This is a genomic window from Micrococcus sp. HSID17227 (assembly GCF_003989405.1).
GTDB classification, from domain to species: Bacteria; Actinomycetota; Actinomycetes; order Actinomycetales; family Micrococcaceae; genus Micrococcus; species Micrococcus luteus.
Map to the genome: position 1 here is coordinate 1 of NZ_RBLN01000390.1, position 1,613 is coordinate 1,613.

Genomic DNA, 1,613 nt, shown 5'->3' on the forward strand with positions numbered 1-1,613 from the left:
GTGCCCGGCGCACGGTCTCCGCGAGCAGGGACCGCCACAGCCAGGACCACGTCGGGTTGCCGTGCACCGCCACGATCGTGCCGACGATCTCCGCCCCGGCCGCGGCGAGCACGGGACCGGTGTCCGCCACGTGCAGCGTCCGCACGGTCCCCTCCGGGTCCGCGGCGGAGCGGATCTCCACGAGGCGGGACCACGCCGGGTCCCAGCCGGGCAGTCGGTCGGCCGGCGGCAGGGCGGCGGGGGCGGCGGGGATCTGGGGCATGGCTCTGGCTCCTTCAGCTCACCATTCGATCTCGAGCATCGCGGTGTTCAGGCCCGAGCCCACGCCCAGGCAGACCACCGTGTCCCCGTCCTCCAGGGCGTCCATCTCCCGCACGAGGGTGATGGGCAGCGACGCCGGGCCGACGTTGCCCAGCGTGGGGAACGTCGTCGGGATGCGCGCCGGGTCCAGGTGGGCGGACTCCGCGATCGCGTCGGTGTGCATCTGCGAGACCTGGTGGGTGATGAACCGGTCGGCCTCCGGCCACGCCCACTCCGCCGGGACGTCGTGCCACGCGTCCATCACGAGCTCGAGACCGTCCTTGAGCAGGGCGGTGGAGTCGGTGTACATGCCGTGGTGGTCGCCCACGCACAGGCCGTGGTGGTCGGTGCCGGCGCGGGTGATCCCGCGGACGATCCGATGGGCGTCCGGGTGGTCCTCGATGCGGCCGACGACGGCGGCGGCGGCCCCGGAGCCCAGCGTCAGGGACGCGAACTGCTCCATGAAGTTGCCGCGGTGCGTGGTCTCGGCGTGCAGGTTGGCCACGGTGGCGGCCTGCACCTTCGAGGCGTCCTCGGCGGCGACCACGACCGCGTAGTCGATCTGGCCGGCGTCCACGAGGGTGGAGGCGAGCATGAGGCCGTTGACGAACCCGAGGCACGCGTTCGTGATGTCGAAGTTGGTCGCCGAGGTCGGCAGCCCCATGAGGTGATGGATCCGCACGGCCACGGAGGGCTCGAGCGTGGCCCGGGTGACCGACGTGTTCACGAGCAGGCCCACCCGCTCCCGGGGGACGCCGGCCTGCTCCAGGGCCGCGACGCCGGCGCGGGCGGCGGCCTCCTGGAAGTCCTCGGTCTCGTCCCAGTTCCGTCGGCTGCGCACACCGGCCACCCGCTCCAGGAGGGAGCCGGGCAGGCGCAGGCGGGTGAGCACCTCCGCCAGCTGGTCGTCGAGGTCCCGCGAGGTGACTTCGACGGGGGCCTCCACCTCGGTGACCGCCAGGAGGGCGGCGCGGGAGTACTCGTAGCTGGCGTTGCCGGACACGTTCGTCACCAGGACCAATCTGCGGGGGGTCGGGGGAGGGGGGCGCTCACCTGCGGTGAGACGACAGCCCACTGTATCGGAGGGGTCGGGCGGGGCGCCCATCCGGGGCGTCGATCGGCCCGAGGCGAACAGGCTCGCCCCGGACCGGGGTCAGTCCGCGGACACGGCCACGGCGTCGTCCTCGGCGGGCGGGACCGAGACGAGTTCGGGGGAGGCGCCGGCGCCGACGGCCTCGATGCGCTGGTCCACGGGCACGCCCGAGCCGTCCCGGCGCCCGTACTCGATCGGCAGCGCGCGGGCCACGCCGGCC

Annotated in this window: 2 protein-coding genes; both read right to left on the reverse strand. The window is 74.1% G+C overall.

Features of this window, described 5'->3' with window-relative positions; translation table 11 throughout:
* The coding region (locus D8M29_RS12110; protein WP_148111619.1) for a hypothetical protein at window positions 1-262 on the reverse strand (262 nt) is incomplete at its 3' end.
* An 18-nt stretch (window positions 263-280) separates the two neighbouring features.
* Complete coding sequence (locus D8M29_RS12115; protein WP_044659529.1) at window positions 281-1,312, reverse strand: 3-oxoacyl-ACP synthase III; 1,032 nt, start codon at window positions 1,310-1,312, stop codon at window positions 281-283.
* Between the last annotated feature and the right edge of the window lie 301 nt (window positions 1,313-1,613).